Origin of the sequence: Bacteroides sp. 41_26, assembly GCF_949740115.1 — a bacterium.
Classification (GTDB): Bacteria; Bacteroidota; Bacteroidia; order Bacteroidales; family Bacteroidaceae; genus Bacteroides; species Bacteroides nordii.
In genome coordinates this window covers 15,987-37,589 of sequence record NZ_CATJGZ010000090.1, presented here as the reverse complement: position 1 = coordinate 37,589, position 21,603 = coordinate 15,987, and the positions used below count along the sequence as shown (strand labels likewise).

At 44.2% G+C, this 21,603-nt stretch carries 10 protein-coding genes; 3 read left to right on the top strand and 7 right to left on the bottom strand.

Going from position 1 to position 21,603, the window contains the following annotated elements; genetic code table 11:
- Nucleotides 1–69: 69 nt before the first annotated feature.
- From QX565_RS13990 to QX565_RS13970, 5 genes are all read right to left on the bottom strand, one after another.
- On the bottom strand, nucleotides 70–885 hold the full coding sequence (locus QX565_RS13990; protein ID WP_289293132.1) for a LytR/AlgR family response regulator transcription factor: 816 nt from the start codon (nucleotides 883–885) through the stop codon (nucleotides 70–72).
- On the bottom strand, nucleotides 882–1,943 hold the full coding sequence (locus QX565_RS13985; RefSeq protein WP_289293130.1) for a sensor histidine kinase: 1,062 nt from the start codon (nucleotides 1,941–1,943) through the stop codon (nucleotides 882–884). The genes QX565_RS13990 and QX565_RS13985 overlap by 4 nt, the downstream gene beginning before the upstream one ends.
- A gap of 60 nt (nucleotides 1,944–2,003) precedes the next feature.
- Complete coding sequence (locus tag QX565_RS13980; protein ID WP_289293128.1) at nucleotides 2,004–2,906, bottom strand: efflux RND transporter periplasmic adaptor subunit; 903 nt, start codon at nucleotides 2,904–2,906, stop codon at nucleotides 2,004–2,006.
- A 13-nt stretch (nucleotides 2,907–2,919) separates the two neighbouring features.
- Nucleotides 2,920–7,254 (bottom strand): CusA/CzcA family heavy metal efflux RND transporter, encoded by a 4,335-nt coding sequence (locus tag QX565_RS13975; protein ID WP_289293126.1) that lies wholly within the window; start codon nucleotides 7,252–7,254, stop codon nucleotides 2,920–2,922.
- A gap of 246 nt (nucleotides 7,255–7,500) precedes the next feature.
- Nucleotides 7,501–7,992 (bottom strand): metallophosphoesterase family protein, encoded by a 492-nt coding sequence (locus QX565_RS13970; RefSeq protein WP_002562483.1) that lies wholly within the window; start codon nucleotides 7,990–7,992, stop codon nucleotides 7,501–7,503.
- Nucleotides 7,993–8,046: 54 nt separating this feature from the next.
- Here QX565_RS13970 and QX565_RS13965 point away from each other — a divergent pair, with 54 nt between their 5' ends.
- The 3 genes from QX565_RS13965 (at nucleotide 8,047) to QX565_RS13955 (ending at nucleotide 16,186) form a co-directional block, all read left to right on the top strand.
- Nucleotides 8,047–10,125 (top strand): RNA degradosome polyphosphate kinase, encoded by a 2,079-nt coding sequence (locus QX565_RS13965; protein ID WP_289293125.1) that lies wholly within the window; start codon nucleotides 8,047–8,049, stop codon nucleotides 10,123–10,125.
- Between the two features lie 63 nt (nucleotides 10,126–10,188).
- Nucleotides 10,189–12,438 (top strand): inorganic phosphate transporter, encoded by a 2,250-nt coding sequence (locus QX565_RS13960; RefSeq protein WP_289293123.1) that lies wholly within the window; start codon nucleotides 10,189–10,191, stop codon nucleotides 12,436–12,438.
- 361 nt (nucleotides 12,439–12,799) lie between these two features.
- A complete protein-coding gene (locus QX565_RS13955; RefSeq protein ID WP_289293121.1) occupies nucleotides 12,800–16,186 on the top strand; it encodes a LamG-like jellyroll fold domain-containing protein in 3,387 nt (1,128 codons plus the stop codon).
- Between the two features lie 192 nt (nucleotides 16,187–16,378).
- On the opposite strand, the gene QX565_RS13950 is transcribed toward QX565_RS13955, so the two are convergent.
- Nucleotides 16,379–20,383, bottom strand: a complete 4,005-nt coding sequence (locus tag QX565_RS13950; RefSeq protein ID WP_289293119.1) for a fibronectin type III domain-containing protein — start codon at nucleotides 20,381–20,383, stop codon at nucleotides 16,379–16,381.
- A gap of 5 nt (nucleotides 20,384–20,388) precedes the next feature.
- The gene (locus QX565_RS13945) at nucleotides 20,389–21,594 is read right to left on the bottom strand and encodes a glycoside hydrolase family 88/105 protein (RefSeq protein ID WP_002562488.1); all 1,206 of its coding nucleotides are present in this window, start codon (nucleotides 21,592–21,594) and stop codon (nucleotides 20,389–20,391) included.
- Between the last annotated feature and the right edge of the window lie 9 nt (nucleotides 21,595–21,603).

Here is a 21,603-nt window from a genome sequence, read left to right as displayed (position 1 = left end):
TACACAGAGATTATATGGTTTTTAAATTACCTATAAAAACTCTGTGTATTCTATGGTAAAACAATACAATTACAGTTTTAACGAGTTATTCACATTCATTTGTTTCTTTGAGAACCATTCTTTAAATTCTGTTACCCGCGCCTTGCTCACCAATATCTTTTCCTTGATTCCCAAATACCGTAAATTGATTGACAGACGGCTATTGAACCACAAATCAATATCTCTGATAGCTTCTCTGGAAATCAGAAACTGGCGGTTTACCCGAAAAAAAAGAGTGGGATTGAGAGATCCGGCCAACTCATCCAGGGGTTGCGGAAAGTAATGTTCGGTTCCATCCGTCAGAACAGCTTTCACCTGGCAGTCTTTAATGTAAAACAGTTGAATCATATCTACTGATACAGGCAGTAATTTGTCTCCTTTCAACGGAATAAGAAAGTGGGTTTTATAGTTTTCCTGCTCTTTAAGAGAATGGATGAGTTGTAACAATTCTTCTTTCTGCGGTTGTTGGTTCCCAACTTCGGTAACAGATTTATGTAAGTTACCTAATTTTTCGAAAGCGTGTTCTACATCTTCTTTTCCTATCGGCTTGAGCAGATAGTCGATGCTGTTTACCTTAAAAGCCCGCAGTGCATACTCATCATAAGCAGTAGTAAAGATGACCGGACAGGTGATGCTGACATGTTCGAAAATCTCAAAGGCCGATCCGTCTGCCAGATGAATGTCCATAAATACAAGTTCAGGCATCGGATGACTGCCAAACCATTCGATGGTAGCTTCGATACTATCGAGCATGGTAACCACCTCCACATCCGGTTCGACCTCTTTGAGCAACGATACGAGATTGCGTACTGCTGCCTTCTCGTCTTCTACAATGACTGTTTTCATAACTCTTCCTTATTAATAAGCGGAATAGATACCATGAATTCCTTATCCTCTGTGATTTGAATATCTTTTTTGAACAGAAGCCGGTAACGTTTAGCAAGGTTAGCAAGGCCAATTCCTGTTCCAGAAGTTGCAGTCCACTTGGGTTGGATCGCATTGCCGACAGAAAGATTTCCTTCCTTATCGGTTGCGATATGAATGGTCAAAGGTTTGCGGTTACTGATCTCGTTGTGCTTCACGGCATTCTCTATCAGCACCTGGACAGACATGGGAGGAATACAGTATCCCTCATAAAATTTGTCTATCCGGATGTCAAATTGAAGATTATTCTCGAATCTCATTTTCAGTAAAAAGATGTAAGCAGAAACAAACTCCATTTCCTCACGCAAGCAGACACTTTGCGATTCATTGCCTTGTAGGGTATACCGCAATACCCGCGACAATTCCTGAATGTAATCCTGCGCCTTATCCTGATTCTCACGCACCAAGGAACGCAAAGTATTCAGTGAATTGAAAAGCATATGCGGATTGAGTTGATTTTTTAAGACTTCGTATTGGTTTCGAATATTCTCAGCCTGAAGCTGCTCATTCTCCACACTTACCTGCTGCTGACGGCGAATCAAATGAATAATGTAGCAACTGCTCGTAACAAGGCAAGCCATAATAAAGTCGCGCAATGGATGCAGATAATGGTGTACCATGGCATCGATAGCCGGAATATCAAATGTCTTGTGGAGAAACACAAAACCTTGTCCCAGAAGATTGCTCAATACCCATGTAATAATAAATGAAAGCAAAATCTTGGTTCCTGTTATTTTGATGGAAGCCTGGTTGAAATGAAACAGTAATGTATTGATGGCAAAGAGTAGCAACAACGAGAGGAATGTGAACAAAACCTCGTTAGCCACATCAATAAACCGCATACCCGGAAAAAGTGTATGACTCTCAAAACGATCGAAAAGGGATACTAATTCCGGAAAATGGATAAGTACAGCCACCATCAGCGAGATGATGATTGTAGAGAGTAGGTACTTGTCTTTTTTTATAGCCTTCAATATCATTCCACAAAGATAAATGATTAATTATGAATTTAGGATTATCACTTATGAATTCAGACTTGGTTATTTCTTTTGGATATGTGCCGTCACATACATGCCCGGACGGAACTGTGCATTTGTTTCTTTGATACTGGCATAGACTTCGAGTGAGCGGTTTACTTCATCTACTTTCTGCCCGATAGAGATAACCGTACCATTGAATGTTTGTTTTCCCATACCATTCACACGGAATTGTACAGAACTTCCCACTTGTATGTCAGCAAGATCTTTTTCGTAAGCTGTGAGGCACAGCATAGGTCCGTTTTTATCAATGATCTCACAAAGGGCTTCTCCCGGATTGATATATTTGCCTACATTCATTGCTACATTGGCTGCGTAGCCGCTGATCGGTGCTTTCACTTCCAATAATGGTTGAATGCCGTTATTGAGTAACGTTGCCGGATGAATACCTAACAGTAAAAGTTGTGCAGCCGCTGCATCCTGACGGCTTTTCATTGAAAGATAATCAGCCTTACTTTGCTGGAACTTTTTCTGTGAAACGGCCTGTTCGGCAGAAAGATTCTTCTGGCGTTCATATTCAGCCTGAAGATATTCGGTCTGTGCATGAGTATCCAGATAAGTCTGTTGCAAAGTGATGAATTCCGGATTTTCCAATGTAGCAACAACTGAATTTACAGAAACATATTGCCCTGGAATTAAAGAAGCTTTCTTGATAACTCCGCCCATTGTCAATGCAACGGTTACCTGCCGTTGCGGAGAAAGCACCATTCGTCCGTTGAATGATACTTGGTTTGGTTTCGATGTAGCCGATGTGACGGCATCTACCAGAAGTTGTGCAACCGTATCGGCAGTTGTTTCTGCAACAGGATTCGATACAGTGTCTGTTGTAGTAACATCCGTTGCCGGTCGGTTTCCTGTACAAGCCACTAAAGTGAACAGCAGGATGGGATAAAATATTCTTTTCATAATTGTTTTTTATTTAGTTACCTTTGAATAATTCATACTCCAAAACAGTGATATTATACTGATAGACCGTTTCGATGTACCCTCTGCGTATGTCACGTGCCGTTGTCAGCGATTGGATGTATTCCGCTACACTGATCTCACTCTGTTTCAATTGCAGATTGGCGGCTTTTGTCAGTTCGTCCGCTTCATTCAGGGCAGAAACCGTGTAGTAACGCAAACTCTCACTACAGCGACGAAGTGATACTTCAAGTTCCGTTACTTTATTGTTCAACTCACGGATATTGGCATCTGCCTGAATTTGCGCCGATGCAGCCGCCAGTTTGGCTTGCTTGATTTTACTTTTCTGCGGAAGGAAGTAAACAGGAAAAGCAACTCCTACCATCCATGCATTGAGATTCTTCATCGGAAGAATATCCTGACGCGTATACCCTACACTGATCTCCGGAAAGAAACGGCTACGTTCTACGTTCAGCATCGCTTTTGCTTCATCCGCCTGGCTTTGAAAATAGCGACTATGTGTTTCGGACAAATGGGCTGTTGACAGGTCGGTGCACAACAACGATAAAGTAGAATCCGCCGGAACCACCGTATCATCTGCATAGCAGCTCCATTGAAAACGTGCCAAAGCTATATTTTCTTGTTCCTGTGCCTGGAACCAACGATTGTGCAGATCAGCAGCAATGGTGGTCATCATATTCTTTTCGAGCAGTGTATATTCACCCTGTTTATAACGTAACTCAGCAATTCGTTGTAATTCTTTCGCCAGTTTTTCCTGGTCACAGTACATGGAGCATAAATTGGAAGCATACTGGTAGTAAACCCATGCCCGTTTAACTTCTGCTGTGACTTCCTTTTCCACCATCCTCTGATAGTACGCGTTTGTTCTTACCTGCCGACTGACAAGTACGTTCTTATAGAATGGTGTCAATAAAGAACCCAGGTTCTGTTCAAATGCCAGTTCTTTGTCTTTCTTGTTTTCTCCGTTAAGCTGCCCCCACGAATAGTTGAATGAAGTGGAGGGTGCTTCTACTATCTCTCCCCGGGTCGCCCGGGTTTGCCGGATAGCATTCGCTGCCATCTTCAACCGGGGATGATTCTGTTTTGCAATTTCAATCGCCTGTTCCAAGCTGACAACTTTCGGCTGTTGGGCTGAAACCAAAGATGGAATCAGCAGGAGGAATAAAGATAACAGAGAAAAGAGATACAGACGAAACTTACTTCCCGGGCGTCTTAAAGTTGCAAATGAATTTACGATCTTATAAAACACCGGAATTATGAGCAGAGTCAGAACAGTGGAAATGATCAATCCACCAATCACCACGGTTGCTAACGGACGCTGTACTTCGGCTCCGGCAGAAGTAGCAATTGCCATTGGAACAAATCCCAGCGATGCCACTAATCCGGTGAGGAAGACGGGACGCAATAAATGGGGAGTTCCCAAAGATATAATTCGGCTCGTGCTCATAGCATATTGGTTTTGTTTACGAAGATCATTGAAATGATTTATCATCAGGATACCGTTTAATACAGCTACACCAAACAGGGCAATGAAGCCTACTCCTGCCGAAATACTGAATGGAAGTCCGCGTAACCAAAGCGCTACAATGCCACCGATAAGCGATAACGGAACTGTAGAGAACACCATCAATGTGTAAGTGACATTCTTAAATGCAAAGAACAAAATCAGCAGAATCAGCATCAATGCTACCGGAATAACGATCATGAGTGTATTGATTGCATTTTGCAGATTCTCGAACTGTCCTCCGTATTCGAAATAGTATCCCGGTTTCAGTTGGATATTCTTATCCAGTGTCTGTTGAATATTGGTTACCACCTGTTGGATATCAGCATCACGCACATTTACACCGATTACAATACGGCGTTTCGTTGCATCACGGTTAATTTGCAGCGGGCCGCTGACAAGATCAATACCAGCTACTTCACTCACCGGAATCTGAATTCCTTCCGTACTGCGTACAAAGAGTTTGTCCAAATTGAAATCTGCCACTTTTTCCTGATCAAGACGAACCACAAGGTCGAATCTCCGTTCATTCTCAAATATTACACCGCTTACTTCACCGGCATAGGCAGTTCTGATAATCGTATTAAGTTCTTCGATGTTAATGCCATAACGGGCTATTTTTCCACGGTTGTACTTTACGACCAACTGAGGTAATCCCATTGTTTGTTCCACAATGACATCGGCTGCTCCTGGAACTTTCTCCACGTAGGCAGCAGCCTCTTTCGCTTTTTGATAAAGTTCGTGCATATCTTCACCATACAGTTTCACCGCGATATCAGCTTTGGCACCGGTCATAAGTTCATTGAAGCGTAACTGAATCGGTTGGCTGAAATTGAACTCCGCACGTTCTGACATAGGTTCGAGTGCCTGTTTCATCTTATCCACCATTTCCGCCCGGCTGCTTGCACTGGTCCATTCCTTGAAAGGTTTCATCACAATCATCACATCGGCATCTTCTACTGCCATCGGATCGGTAGGAACTTCCGCAGTACCGATCTTGGCAACCACATGTTTGATTTCAGGAAATTGATCCATCAATGCTTTTTCCGCCAAATTAGATACTTCGATACTCTCCGAAAGTGAACTGCCCGCGGGAAGTGTCATTTGCATAGCAAAGTCTCCTTCATCCAGTGTGGGTATGAATTCTGCTCCCAAACGGGTGAAAAGAAAGAGCGAGCAGATAAGTGCCGCGAAGGCAATCCCCACAGTCTGCCATTTGAAATGAAGGCAGAATTTAAGTGTACGTTGATAAACTCTATTCAGCTTCTCAAAAAACCGGTCGGCAAGCGTAGGTTTCACTACAATGGTATGTTTCAGAAAAAGCGAAGCCATCATCGGAACGTATGTCAACGATAAGATCAGTGCACCGATAATACAAAACACCAATGTCTTGGCCATCGGTGTGAAATATTTTCCTTCGATACCATCCAAGGTAAGGATAGGGAAAAATACGATCAGGATAATCAATACAGCAAAAGTAGCCGAACGGACAACCCCGGAAGCTCCCTTTTCCACTTCTTCATCCATTTCCTCCTTAGACAATGTCTTACCACGGAATTTTTTCCCATAAATATGGGCAAGAATACCTTCCAGAATAACAATAGAACCATCTACTACGATGCCGAAATCGATAGCTCCGAGGCTCATCAAATTGGCAGTTACGTTAAACAAACGCATCATAATAAAGGCAAAAAGCATCGCTAACGGTATAACCGAAGCAACAATCAATCCGGCACGGACATTACCGAGAAAAACAATCAACACAAGAAATACAATAATAGCGCCTTCAATCAGATTGTTGACTACTGTCGAGATATTGCGATTGACCAGTTCCGAACGGTTCAAATAGGGTTCGATACTGACCCCCTCGGGCAACATACGTTGAATCTTCTCCACCCGTTTCTCCAATTCCTGAGTCACGACATTCGCATTAGCACCTTTCAACATCATGGCAATACCTCCTACACATTCACCTTCTCCATCTTTCGTCATGGCACCGAAACGCTTGGGCGAACCGAAACGAACAGTGCCAACGTCATTGATATGTACAGGAATCCCGTTACGATTGGTCACGACTATTTGTTCAATATCCTTCAGCTGACTGATCATACCTTCCGAGCGAATATAGTAAGCATTCTTTGTTTTTTCGATATAACTGCCCCCTGTGTTCTGATTGTTACTACTAAGCGCCTGAAATACCTCTCCAATGGTAATATTGAGCGAGAATAAAGCATCCGGATCAACGGCCACTTCATACTGTTTCATATATCCCCCAAAACTGTTGATTTCCACAATTCCCGGTATACCGGATAGTTGGCGCTTTACCATCCAGTCCTGGATGGTACGGAGCTCCATCGCATCATATTTGTTTTCATATCCCGGAGCCACTTTTAAAACATACTGATAGATTTCTCCAAGCCCCGTAGTAATCGGCATCATTTCCGGTGTACCCAGCTCGGAAGGAATTTCTCCACTAACCGTTTGTATCTGCTCGTTAATTAATTGTCTGGCGTCAAGCGTAGGGACAGATTCTTTGAATACAACGGTTACTACTGATAATCCGAAACGGCTGACCGAGCGGATATCTTCCACATTCATAATGTTACTCATCGCAATCTCAATTGGCATTGTGATAAGTTGTTCCACTTCCTGCGGTGCGAGGGTGGGTGAAACGGTTACAATCTGCACCTGATTGTTGGTGATATCGGGCACAGCGTCAATCGGTAGTGTCAGCATGGCATAGATACCGCCGATGAACAAGAAAAGCGTAGTCAGTCCGACGAACAACTTCTTCCTGATGGAAAAACGTACAATAGCTTTAAACATGATTTCCTGAGTGTTATTGTTTCATGCAACAAAATTACGGACTATCAGAATTCATAGACACCCAGAAAAGTTGAAACAAACAAATTGGAAAGTGAAGTGACGGAATACCGGTTTGAGGCTTTCGGAAATACACTTTTATTCCGTGACAAATTAGGAAATTTGAGAAAAAGATGAGAATATAATATGAAGCACCTTCCTCCCCGGAGCCGAGCATTTCCCTCCCCGGAACCGGGGAATAGCCCCGGTTTATCCTGCTAACTCTATTACTTCCAAATCCTTAAACGCCCCGTTCTCTATCACAAAACGCACCATGGTACGAACTTTATGAAAACCGGACATCCCTGCCGCACCGGGATTGATGTGAAGCATATCCAATGTTTTATCATACTTCACCTTCAGGATATGCGAATGCCCACTGATAAATAACTTAGGCGGACGCGCCATCAGGCTACCTATTATAGAGGGATCGTACTTCCCCGGATAACCTCCGATATGTTTTATCAAGACCTCAGCACCTTCTACCGTAAACCGATTGACCTGCGGAAACATCTTACGGATCTCCTGTCCGTCAATATTTCCATAAACAGCACGCAAAGGGCGGAAAGCCGCTAACTTTTCGGCTACCTCCACCGAACCGATATCTCCTGCATGCCATATTTCATCACAAGACTCAAAATATTCCAGGTATTTCTCATCCCACCATGCATGCGTATCCGATAATAATCCAACTTTCATCATAGTTTCTTTGTTTATATGCACAAAGGTACTTATATTTGGGAAAATCTTAACGCAATGGAAAGCAATTATCAGTATTTTAAAAGAGACATAAGCTGGCTGTCATTCAATTATCGCGTACTGCTGGAAGCTAATGACGACCGACTTCCACTGTATGAGCGCATCAACTTCATATCCATCTACTCTTCCAACCTGGAGGAGTTTTACAAAATACGTGTAGCCGATCATAAAGCAGTGGCATCGGGTGTCACCCAAAGCGATGAAGAGTCCGTACAATCGGCTGCCGAATTACTGGAAAATATCAACCGGGAAGTAAACCGCCAACTGGAAGACCGTATCCGTATCTACGAACATAAGATATTGCCTGCCTTACGCAAGAACCACATTATTTTTTATCAAAGCCGGAATGTAGAACCGTTCCATCAGGAGTTCATCCGGAACTTCTTCCGTGAAGAGATATTCCCCTTCCTCCAACCAGTGCCAGTATGCAAAGATCGCGTCGTGTCATTCTTGCGGGACAACCGGCTTTATCTCGCGGTGCGTCTCTTCATGCACGGCACGGAGCAGACCGACCCGGATCATGTGCAATACTTCGTAATGAAGATGCCATATAGCAAAGTACCCCGTTTCATCGAACTTCCCAAACAGGGGGACAACTATTACCTGATGTTTATCGAGGATATCATAAAGGCCAATATCGGCCTCATCTTCCCGGGATACGATGTGGACTCCAGTTATTGCATTAAAATCTCCCGGGATGCCGATATACTGATAGACGATACTACCAGCACCGCCGACCTTGTGGAACAGGTGAAGAAAAAAGTGAAGAAACGCAAAATAGGAGCTGTATGCCGTTTTGTATACGACCGCGGCATGCCATCGGACTTTCTGGACTTCCTCGTAGATGCCTTTCAAATAAACAGAGAGGAACTGGTTCCGGGCGACAAACATCTCAATCTTGAAGACCTGCGTCATCTGCCCAACCCGAACAAGGCATTGAAGTCACTGGAAAAGCCCAAACCTATGAAGCTGAATTGCCTGGATGAAAAAGAATCCATATTCAACTATGTGAAGCAGAAAGACCTGTTGCTTTATTATCCTTACCACTCGTTTGAACACTTTATACACTTCCTGTATGAAGCTGTACACGATCCGCAAACGAAAGAAATCATGGTAACGCAATATCGTGTAGCCGAAAACTCTGCGGTCATCAATACGCTGATAGCAGCTGCGCAAAACGGAAAGAAAGTAACCGTATTCGTAGAACTCAAAGCCCGCTTTGATGAAGAGAATAACCTGGCTACAGCGGAGATGATGAAATCCACCGGAATAAAAATCATCTACAGCCTGCCGGGGCTCAAAGTGCATGCCAAAGTAGCCCTTATCCGCCGGAAGAGTAAAGGTGACGATCCCAAAACCTGCGACTTTGCTTACATAGGTACCGGCAATTTCAATGAAAAGACAGCCATGCTTTATGCCGATTGCGGACTATTCACCTGTAATCCTAAAATAACCAAAGACCTTTATACACTCTTTTGTACTTTGCAGGGGAAGGAGAATCCCAAATTCAGCACACTGCTTGTAGCACGTTTCAACCTGATACCAGAACTGAACCGCCTTATCGACCACGAAATAGAACTGGCCGAAAAAGGACAGGGCGGAAGAATCATATTAAAGATGAACGGATTGCAAGACCCTGCCATGATCGACCGCTTGTATGAAGCCTCACAACGAGGGGTACAAATTGACCTGATCGTCAGAGGTATCTGTTGCCTGATACCGGGACAGTCATACAGCCGCAACATTCGTGTCACCCGTATTGTGGATACATTCCTTGAACATGCCCGCGTGTGGTATTTCGGTAACGCCGGTCATCCGAAAATCTATTTCGGTTCACCGGACTGGATGCGCCGCAATCTCTATCGCCGGATCGAAGCTGTGACCCCTGTACTGTCCCCCGAACTACAGCAGGAAATGATCGACATGCTGAACATACAACTTTCTGACAATCGCAAAGCTTGTTTCGTAGACGACAAGTTGTGCAATGTGTTCAAGAGTAAGTCTAAAGGAGAGGGTATCCGGGCACAATATACTTTCTATAATTACTTGAAAAGGAAAAATGAAACATCTTTGTAATATGTATGACACTTCTCTGCAATACGAAAATCCGTCCTTTGCAGCCAGAAACAGAATACATTTATGGAGACAATCTATCTTTGCATCGTCATCTTCTTATTTGTGCTTGCAGTATTCGACCTCATGGTCGGAGTGAGCAACGATGCCGTTAACTTTTTAAATTCCGCCATCGGAGCGAAAGCAGCTTCCTTTAAAACAGTATTATTCATAGCAGGCATCGGTATATTTATCGGTGCTTCGTTGTCTAATGGTATGATGGACATCGCACGACACGGCATTTATCAACCCGAGCATTTTTACTTCGCCGAAATCATGTGCATACTGCTTGCCGTGATGCTGACGGATGTCGTACTGCTCGATGTGTTTAACTCAATGGGTATGCCTACCTCTACCACCGTTTCAATGGTGTTCGAGCTATTGGGAGGTACCTTTGCACTGGCACTTATCAAAGTCCACAACAATGATATGCTGGGGTTGGGCGACCTGATCAATACGGATAAAGCATTGTCCGTCATTATGGCTATCTTCGTTTCAGTGGCCATCGCTTTCTTCTTCGGTATGCTGGTACAATGGTTGGCACGTATCGTCTTTACTTTCAACTATAAAAAGAAGATGAAGTACAGCATTGCGCTGTTCGGTGGTATCGCAACTACAGCCATCATCTACTTCATGCTTATCAAAGGATTGAAAGACAGCTCATTTATGACATCAGAGGCCAAACAGTGGATACAGGATAACACAGCAATGCTGATCGGATGTTTCTTTGTCTTCTTCACTATATTGATGCAAATACTCCACTGGTTGAAAGTGAATGTATTTAAGGTAGTGGTATTGCTGGGTACATTTGCACTGGCACTGGCATTTGCGGGTAATGACCTTGTCAATTTTATAGGTGTCCCCCTGGCCGGCTACTCTTCTTTTATTGACTATACAACCAACGGTATGGCAGCAGGTCCGAATGATTTTCTCATGTCGTCTCTGCTGGGCCCTGCCAAAACTCCCTGGTACTTCCTGATAGGTGCAGGAGCGATCATGGTATATGCGCTTTGTACATCGAAGAAAGCCCATAATGTTATCAAGACTTCCGTAGACCTCTCCCGGCAGGACGAAGGAGAAGAGACTTTCGGTAGCACCCCGATCGCCCGTACGCTGGTACGCATCAGTATGACACTGGCAAATGGTGTTTCAGGAATTGTACCGGAAGGTGCAAAAAAATGGATCAACACCCGCTTCCGTAAAGACGAAGCCATCATTGCCGACGGAGCTGCCTTCGACCTTGTTCGTGCATCGGTCAATCTGGTATTGGCAGGATTGCTTATCGCACTGGGCACTTCTTTGAAACTTCCGTTGTCTACCACCTATGTCACTTTCATGGTAGCTATGGGTACCTCACTGGCCGACCGTGCCTGGGGACGCGACTCTGCCGTTTACCGCATCACCGGTGTTCTAAGCGTTATTGGCGGTTGGTTTCTTACCGCCGGAGCGGCTTTCACCATCTGCTTCTTCGTAGCCATGATTATCTACTTCGGAGGTACAATTGCTATCATCGCTCTTATCGCTCTGGCAGTACTCTCGCTTATTCGCAGCCAAGTAATCTATAAAAAGAAAAAGGAGAAGGAAAAAGGCAACGAAACGCTGAAACAACTGATGCAAACCAGCAACAGTGACGAAGCCTTGCAATTGATGCGCCAGCACACCCGCGAAGAGTTAGGCAAAGTACTCGAATATGCTGAAACCAACTTTGAATTGACGGTCACCTCCTTCCTTCACGAAAACCTGCGCGGATTGCGCCGCTCAATGGGTTCCACCAAGTTTGAGAAGCAGCTTATCAAGCAAATGAAGCGAACGGGAACCGTAGCGATGTGCAAACTGGATAATAACACCGTACTCGAAAAAGGTCTTTATTATTATCAGGGAAATGATTTTGCCAGCGAACTGGTATACAGTATCGCCCGCCTGTGCGAACCCTGTCTGGAACACACAGACAATAACTTCAATCCGCTGGATGCCATTCAGAAGGGAGAATTTGGAGACGTAGCCGAAGATATCACTTATCTGATACAGCAGTGCCGCAAGAAACTTGAATCCAACGATTATAATGATTTTGAGGAAGAAGTACGTCGTGCCAATGACCTTAATGCACAACTTTCACACCTGAAACGTCAGGAGTTACAACGTATTCAGAATCAAGCAGGTAGCGTCAGAGTAAGTATGATATATCTGACAATGGTGCAAGAAGCACAAAATGTGGTAACTTATACAATCAATCTGATGAAGGTAAGCCGTAAATTCCAGCTGGAAACGGACGCTTAACCGAAAGGGAAACAAGCTCATAACTAACTGATAATAAACACTTATAAGATTGTACACTTTTGTCATGCAAGAGTGTACAATCTTGTGTAATAAAAGTGTACAACCTTGCATAACCAAAGTGTACAATCTTGCACTCTACCCCTATTTTAACCCAAAAAGTCTATCCGGATACTTTTTTTTTCGATATAGATACCCCTGTCAACGGCTATTTGCATACTAACCTTATTCTTAATTTAGTAACTATCACCATTAAATTGTATTAATATAAACAATACTATTTAAAGAGCCCAAAGCAAGTAATGAATGTACATGCTCCAAGCAACTAATAATAGTTCTATTTTATAACTTTAATACAATACTTATGAATTTAAGAAAACTACTTGCTATGGCGGCGCTCACAGCGTTATTGCCATCAGTTCTGGCCAATAACCAGGCAACCAATGGTAATGACTCCGCTACTAATTCCAAATCAACGGTTGAAACCAAGAATTTAATAGGTGATACTCCTACATCATTCATTGAGTTCAACGGTTCCAATCAGTATATGGTGATTCCCCATCATGCCGATTTTAACGTTACGACTTCTGAGTCATTCACTGTTTCATGCTGGGTAAAACGAAATGTTCTGGCCAAAGACACTCGCTTCATCGTAAAACGTGTGAAAAACAATGCCACTGTTAAATCGGGGTATGAACTATGGGGAGATGACGTTAGTAATAAATATTTCGCGGTAAATAGTCCCAACAATACAGGAGACCATACCAACTCCGTATCGGTTTATTCAACGATAACGGGTAATGCCGGCGAATGGCATCATGTGGCTTTCGTTATTGACCGCACAGCAGGCGTTATGTACGAATATCATAACGGAACACAGGTGGCGAGCAGTGGAAGTAAAAACATTGCCCCCTGGGAATGCAGCAATACGTATGACGTACTTGTCGGAGCAGGATTCTCAGAAGAGAATACTCCTAATTACTTCCTCAATGGCTCTATTGCCGGTTTACACTTTTACAAACGGGCTCTCTCGGCAGAAGAGATCGCTGCGGATGCAACAGCCCAAGTAGGAGCTGAAACAGAAGGCTTGGTGGCTGCTTATGATTTTCAGAACATCACTGGTCTGAAAGTAACAGACATCAGCGGAAACGGACATACCGCCACACTGGTAGGATTTACAACCAATCTTCCGGAAATTGCATCCGTTACTCTTACCCAGAATACCAAGTTCACCGGTCGTGGAAACCTGCACGATCAAATTCTTAAAGCCACTGTAGTAATGGGTGGAACAGATGCAACACAAGTATTGCGTTCTGTGAAAATGAACTTAAACGGTACTACCAATTTAAACGATATTGCCAAGATCAAATTCTATAAGACATCCCAAAATACATTCGACGAACGTACAGCCAAGGATGCTGTTCTGTTGGGCGAATTTGTTCCGGCCGAAGGTGAGATGACATGCGAATTTACAGATGCAACCATTCAGTCCGGAACATGTTATCTGTGGCTTTGTGCCGAAGTTTCGGAAACAGCTGCCGAAGGTGCGAAAATAGATGCAGAATTACATGAAATAACTACTGAAAGCCAGACATTCGAAATTGAAAACCCCGCTCCAACCGGAAGCCGTGAAATATTGCTGAAACGTCGTTTGGTATTTGCTCCGGGCGACTATAATTCAACAAACTGGCGTATACCGGGATTGTTGCAACTTTCGGACGGAACCTTGCTGACTACTACTGATAAGCGTAAATATAACGAAACGGACCTCCCGGAAGACATTGATATCGTTTCACGTTACAGTACCGATGGTGGTTTTACCTGGAGCGAACCCGTAACCATTGCCGAAGGAAAAGGACGTAAAAAAGGATACGGCGATGCAGTCATTGTAGAGGCAACCAATGGTGACGTAGTATGTGGTTTTGTGGGTGGAAACGGACTTTGGAATTCTTCTGAATCCGATCCTCAATGGTCGTATATCGCTATCAGTCATGATAAAGGACGTACGTGGGGAGAACCTAAGAACATTACAGATTTACTGTGGGGAAGTAAGTGCGATAATATAGAACGCAGAGCCTTTGCTCATTCATTCTTCGGTTCCGGTAATGGTTTGCGCCTGATTCGTGGAGAACATGCAGGACGCATCCTGTTTGTAGCAGCAATGGGCTCCGGAAACCAGTTGCACAACTATGCCGTCTATTCGGATGATAACGGTGCTACCTGGTCGGTATCAGAGCGTGCATTCACCAATGGAGATGAAGCCAAAGTAGTAGAACTCAACGATGGCCGCGTGTTGATGAGTATTCGTCAGAACGGTTATCGTGGCTATAGTATCTCTGCAGATGGCGGAGAGACCTGGAGCGCCCAATCGAGCTGGAACGAAATCAACACCAATGCCTGCAATGGTGATATTATCCGCTATACGGCTACAGACAAGGGTTTCAACAAAGATCGCTTGCTACATTCTCTTCCCAATGCCTCTTCCCGCCAGAACGTAAGTATATTTATCAGCTATGACGAAGGAGAAACATGGCCGGTTGTAAAATCGATATGTCCTTATAACTCCGTATATTCATCTCTTACAATACTTCCCGACGGTACAATCGGAGCATATGTAGAAGAAAATCCGGAAGGTGCTTGCTCACTCTATTTCATGAATTTCTCTTTGGAATGGCTGACTGGCGGTCAGGATATATACACCCCTGCAGGTGAGGTGCTTGAGCGGGTGGAAACTCCAGTTTTTGACCCGGCTGATGGTCGGCTGGAAGAAGGAGAGACAGTTAAAGTAGCCATTACATGTGCTACTCCGGATGCTGTAATCCATTATACACTGGATGGAACGACCCCCACTGAGCAATCTGAAGTATATATGAACGCTATTTCGGTTTCGTCATCAACTACAATCAAGGCAATAGCAGTTAAAGAAGGCATGCTCAATAGTAAAGCAGCAACAGCCGAGTTTATTTATCCGGCTTATTGCACTCCCGATCTAAAAACAAATCATGCCCGCTATCTGACCTCTGTATCTGTGACCGACGATGATACAAATTCATTTACGAGCAGCCAAATCCAGACATCGGCAACACCTCGTGCCGTATATGTTGACAAAACAGATGAAATAATTAAAACCAAGGCCGGTGCTACCCTAAATGCAAGTACCGTATGGGGCTTCGAATGGATGCATGCTTATGTATATATAGATTATAATAAGGATAAAGAATTTGATGTAACACTCAATGCCGATGGTAATAACAAAGGAGAACTGGTTTCATACACATTCTATGCAGAAGACGGAGGTAAGTATGGTACAAACAGTTTAGGCGAAAGGAAAGAAAATAATGTCGGCGCTAACGGTGCTCTTCCCCGCTTCATCATACCTCAAGACCTCGCTGCAGGAGATTATCGTATCCGTTTTAAAATCGACTGGAATGATATCAGTCCCTGCGGAAGCGTTATTGCAGGAAATGGAATTGCCAATAATGGCGGTACTATTGCCGACTTTACCCTGCGGATCGAATCATCGGGAGGCGTTGGTATCAAAGATGTAAACGATGCTCCGGAAACAGTATTTACCGGTGTAGCCGGAGGTATTGCGATTGAAGGGCAAGATTGTGTAGCCGAAGTATTCGACGGACAAGGCCGTTTAATAGTGAAAAAAGCAGTTACGAACGGTTCATTTATTTCACTTCCGGCTGGTTTCTACATTATCCGTAATGGAAAAGTCAATATGAAAGTGATTGTAAAAGCATAAGAACAGAATCCTCAAAACGAGGATAAGAAGTTAATCTGTTTTATATTAAAAGCTATATTTTCTCCTTATACTATCTGACAAATAATGAGGAGAATTCACCACAGAGTCACACAGAGTTTCACAGAGTTTTTTTATTAGTAATCAGATAATAGTACTCTGTGAAACTCTGTGTGACTCTGTGGTGAAATATATTTAATCGGGATAATACTTCCCGGGAACTGCATTAGCCGGAACATACGGTTCCATCCAGAATGCAGAACGGCGTTTGAACTTCAGTTCAGTAGATGGATACCAGTTTGCCCATGAAGCAGGATCACTGTTCACCACCGGAGCCATTGCACTCTCTCCATTTCCATTTAAAGCGGTCACAGTATACTCGTATACAATAATTCCACTTCTATCGGCATCAGCATTATCCAGGCTACCAGGCAGACTAAAGGCAGGAACAACTCCCTGAAGCTCTTCATCCGCAAAAGAAGTAGCTTTTCCCTCATAAACCTTCAGGAAATCTTTCTCACCCAGCTTTCTTCTGTAAACCCTGTAAACTTCAGTACCTAATACTTGCCCCCAGGAGAGATCAATCCGACCGGAATCAAGTTGAAGTTTTAAGCCTTCCGGATAATGAGAAGGAGACTTACTTATATAAACCGGATATTCACAGGCAGAAGCAGCCTCTTTCTTTCCGTTGACAGAGACAGCACGTACATGATACTTACCATCTGCCAGTTTGGGCAACATATATATAGTTTTTGTGGTTGTGCCCGATACTTCCCAACTTTTGCCTCCATCTCTCGAGAGTTCCATACGGACCTTTGACACCGATTGGGGCTTTGACAAATAAACCATGTTGCCGGCTTTTGCATAAACAACATCCTCAATCATTGTGGGCACAGGAACAGGTTCTTTGGCTGTATATTCAATGGAATGTTCTCCGGCGGGTAGTTTCACTCCGGCTATATCCCCTTTGTACATCACTCCGTCGATATAGAGTTTTCCCCCTTTCACACCTGTCAAAGTCAACGTCGCCTGACCGTCCGACTTCAATCTCCCCTTGCAATCTCCACTTACAAGGCGTGTCAATGCGATGGCTGTTTCTGTCTCACCCGTAAGATGAATGCCCAAACCGTCAGCAGCAATCTCAGAACCTTTGAACAGGGCCAGTTGCAGATCTCCGTTCTTCATCCGGCGAACCATCCCTGCTTCTCCTTTGAAAGTCACAGAATCCGAATGCCAGGTAATGGGATCGCTGTCCCTGAAAATAATATCCCGGCTCTTATCTGTAGCGACCTGCACTACCCCCTTCGGCCTTCCGCTTTTATCCGGAACGAATTCATAAACATCATTTCCTTCCAGTAATGCCGGAACAGTGAGTTTGCCATCCAAAACACGTACTGATTCTTTCTTGTGGGTAACCAGCGTCAGCAAAGAACCAACACCATCCCGGTAAAAGCCTTTCGACTTCGCAGTCCCTGCTGTTGTCCAATACTCCGGACGTACTTTATCCATAAATACAATCTTCGGAAATTCATCTTCTTTCCGGGTGAACCATGAGAAACGGTTGAAAGCTCTCCAATTAGTCCCGGTCTGATCGTAAATCAGAAAATAATCGGTCCCTACCAGAAGAATACTGCGGGATACATATTCGGGCCATGCAAAAGAATCTTTTCCCTCTGCCGAACGTACTTCAGCCATCTGAGCTATCTCCAGATCATATAAAGGGGCAACCAGCTCATTCATTCCGATATTACAGAAAGTACCGTTTTTCATGACTCCGAAATTGGTTACGCCATCCGTATTATTCTGGGTATGATCTCCTACCGCCTCATTTTCATGACCGGTATAAACTTTGTCTTGTGCATAGAAATAGATACCGCCTGCATTGCCTTGCCCCTGATGTCCCCAGCGGTAATTAGGCCCCTTGTCTACCTGATTCAAATGGATAGAAAGTTCTTCATCCGAATCAACTCCGGCACGAAGTACAATCCCATGCCCGGTATATTTGCAACTTTTCAGATGCGGATTCGTACCGATATCTTTCGTCTGATGCGTATTCTTATGCACCTCTACCCATTTCGTATCATTCGCCTTTTCTTCCACATCTTCTCCTATCGCTCCCAACCATCGTAAATTTTCGGCTACCAGCGGATCATAATACTGTAACCAGTTTCCTAATTCATAAACAGGCGCATAGCGCGGCACCAATCTGCCGCCACCGTGTGCACCATGAGGTGGATAAGCTCGTCCCGGCGTTACCATATCAACCATCCAGCGGGCTCTTTGCGCCATATGAGAATCTGCAAACCGATTTTTACCATCAAACAGTTCCAGGGCTATATTCGAATGTACGGTAGGACGCAGATAAGCCCAATTGTACACTCCCAGACTTTCTACCCAACGTCCTCCCTTAGACTCATAGGAGCTGACTTCCGGACGGGTATAAAACAAACCATAAACTTCAATCGACTTCTCAAAGAAATCGGCCCACTCCTTTGCCATCGGATGTTCCGGGAAAAGAAAAGCCGTTTGTCCGGTCACCGCCCATCCATCGGCAGCCATGTTGGCAGTGCCTGCCAATGAAGTACGAATGGCATTCATCGGTTCAAGCATATTCACATAACCGGCCAATAAGAAAAGAGCCTCAACAGTCTTACGTTGTTCGTCGGACAAATCTTTGTAGTAAGTCAGATAATCCTGTACCCACTGTGAATAAACCGGGCGGTGAGATATAGAATGAATGCCCGGAAAACTATTCATCCCGGTCATATAATACGCCATCGGAGAAGTGACCATCTGCTTATAAAACCGATCGGCAGAAGTTTCTTTGGGTCTTTTGACAAAAGGATTTTCGGGGCGTTTCGCTTCTCGTGGATATTCCAGTACCCAGTTCTTCACCTTATCCAAATTCAGTAACGCATATTGCCGGTGAAGCATCATCGTATACCGGAATACCATTTCGGCCGAATGGTCTTTTCCGCCATTAGCCGCAATATCATCAATACTCTTATTGAAAGCTTCCACTTTGGGGTGTGTATCACCGATCCGGGTAAATGCTATTGCTGTAGAGCGCGTACCATTTTGTACCGGATACTTAAAATAGAGTTTCTGATCCGCATATCTGAAATAGACAGACAGATCGGGAGTAGGCTGCCAAATACCGTATTGCCGGTCATTCCAGCGATTGTGGTCATAAACAAATACGCCCAACTCACGGGCATCCTTCCCACTTTCCCAAAAGGTCATCACAGGAACTTGCTCCCGCGTAGAGTTTCCTCCGAAAGGCAACAGACGATATACCATTTCTTTGTCAACCTGTTCTATCCATCCTTCACCTGTCCAATGCGGATCTTCCTGGCAATAACTGGTATAAAGAGGTTGTTCAACAGGTACTCCGTCAGCAACGGTCACATCTTTCTGACGGTCCCAGTTAGCATATTTATGAGTCGGATGGAAGCCGGTCCATTCCATATCTACAAAAACTCCGTCTTGTTTTTCTATTCCGCTCATCTCTTCATCGAAGATTACGAACGGATAGCCTTGTACCACCTTAACAGAAGTCCGATACTCGGCTCCTCCCTCCAAACGATAAAGTACCAGACACTCGGCAAACAGCTCTCCACTCTCTTTTACGGAAGTCTCTACGGACACTATTTTCTTATGACCGGAGTACAACCTGTTACGACCGGAAGCTCCTTCTCCCTTTGAAACAGAAAGAATTGGAGCCGGAGCGATATTGTCATTCACGGTAGCAGTTACAGGAATGGCAACACTAAAATCCGTATTCCCAAGTATCCAACAGTCCGTTTTTCGTTCGATGTATACCGGATGATCAGACTTCATCTTCCGGCTGCCCAACCGCAAAGTATACTTAAAACCTCCCCCGGCAGACATGGAGGTGAAAAAATGGATACGTGCAGAGCAAATACGATTGTTATCGTACTTCTTATCCGAAAGTTGAAAAGCAACCGGATTTCCGGTCCGGGTATCTATCAACTCCAAACGGTTCTCAACATTGCTATCCGGAGAAAAAGTAACCGGATAGCTGATCAGAGTCTCCGGCCAACTGTATATAGACAAAAAAAGCGGATTCTCTTTTTCAAAAGTAACAGCCGGATGGTCCGTAGAAATACGATATTGTTGTGCATGGGTATCAAATACCCAGCACAACAACACAATAAAACTAATAACAGTATATCTCATCAATTTTAAATTTTTTCAGCTATCAAAGCATAAGCACACCACAATGCCGGAGCTTGCCCGTGCAGATCGCCCGTCAGTGGCTTACGGTTACGGTAATGTTCACTCGTATTTCCCAGCATAGTACCCTCGCATACACCTTCCACATCGCCCATCTGGTTCACATAAGAAGTGAGTGCAATCCACGCCTTACGGGCGGCAGGACCATACTCGTCTTTATCAAGCCATCCTTTTTTCACACCTACGATCATTGCATACGCAAACATACCCGTACCGGATGTTTCTTCCCACATAGATGCATCGTCTACAACTTGTTTCCACATACCTTTTTCGTCCTGCATCTCTTTCAGGCGTACCATCATTTTGAGGTAACCCTGCATGATAGCTTTCCTGTCCGGGTTATCTTCCGGAAGAATACGCAGTAACTCTGCCATACCTACAGCCATCCATCCATTGCCTCTTCCCCAACAGAAGCGAGCTGTCGGAGCATGATAAAACAAGCCTGAAGGTTGTTGTATGGAATCCAGGTAAAGCACCATTTCACGGGCGGCACGATCGATGTATCTCCGTTCGTTCGTTACCCTGTAAGCCTGTGCCTGTATAGCAGTAATCATAAACATATCATCCAGCCAGAAACGTGTCTGCCAGGAGTATCCTTTATCTGCCCACTCCTTTTGCTGGGGCAGACAGACATCTGCATCTACAAAATCACCATACATACTGCTCTTGCATGTATCCTGATGATCGAGCGTCCAGTCTGCCGGCAACTCCCATTGCGAATCGGCATACATCATCCCCATTTTCTTATACCGTTCATCACCGGTTTGCAAATAGAATTCTAAAGGCAACGCTCCGAATACATTGTTATCAACATGGTTCGGTTTCGGTTGAAGAAATGCTTCTGTAGTAAACAAAGGCTCGAAGCGTTCGGTCAACCGTTGTGTTAATTCCGCATTGCCACATTCCTTAGCAAACCACAATCCTCCCAACCAGGTGCAAACGTCCGGATAAGTAATCTGAGTACGTGGTTCGTTTATACGTAAAGGACTGCCATACTGCGAATGCCCCTGAGCCAAGAAGCGGTAAGTTATTTTAGTACCAATCTCAACGGGATCAGCCCCCTCCGGGAAATTATCAAAATAACTCACTTCTTGCCTTGAGCATGATGCCAGCCCCAGGATTACCAATGCAAAGAAAACAATATTCTTCTTCATAACTAATAC

Bases quoted from the DNA above. Each gene is read 5' to 3' on its own strand.
- QX565_RS13990 (WP_289293132.1), bottom strand. From the start codon at position 885: ATGAAAACAGTCATTGTAGAAGACGAGAAGGCAGCAGTACGCAATCTC.
- QX565_RS13985 (WP_289293130.1), bottom strand. From the start codon at position 1,943: ATGATATTGAAGGCTATAAAAAAAGACAAGTACCTACTCTCTACAATC.
- QX565_RS13980 (WP_289293128.1), bottom strand. From the start codon at position 2,906: ATGAAAAGAATATTTTATCCCATCCTGCTGTTCACTTTAGTGGCTTGT.
- QX565_RS13975 (WP_289293126.1), bottom strand. From the start codon at position 7,254: ATGTTTAAAGCTATTGTACGTTTTTCCATCAGGAAGAAGTTGTTCGTC.
- QX565_RS13970 (WP_002562483.1), bottom strand. From the start codon at position 7,992: ATGATGAAAGTTGGATTATTATCGGATACGCATGCATGGTGGGATGAG.
- QX565_RS13965 (WP_289293125.1), top strand. From the start codon at position 8,047: ATGGAAAGCAATTATCAGTATTTTAAAAGAGACATAAGCTGGCTGTCA.
- QX565_RS13960 (WP_289293123.1), top strand. From the start codon at position 10,189: ATGGAGACAATCTATCTTTGCATCGTCATCTTCTTATTTGTGCTTGCA.
- QX565_RS13955 (WP_289293121.1), top strand. From the start codon at position 12,800: ATGAATTTAAGAAAACTACTTGCTATGGCGGCGCTCACAGCGTTATTG.
- QX565_RS13950 (WP_289293119.1), bottom strand. From the start codon at position 20,383: ATGAGATATACTGTTATTAGTTTTATTGTGTTGTTGTGCTGGGTATTT.
- QX565_RS13945 (WP_002562488.1), bottom strand. From the start codon at position 21,594: ATGAAGAAGAATATTGTTTTCTTTGCATTGGTAATCCTGGGGCTGGCA.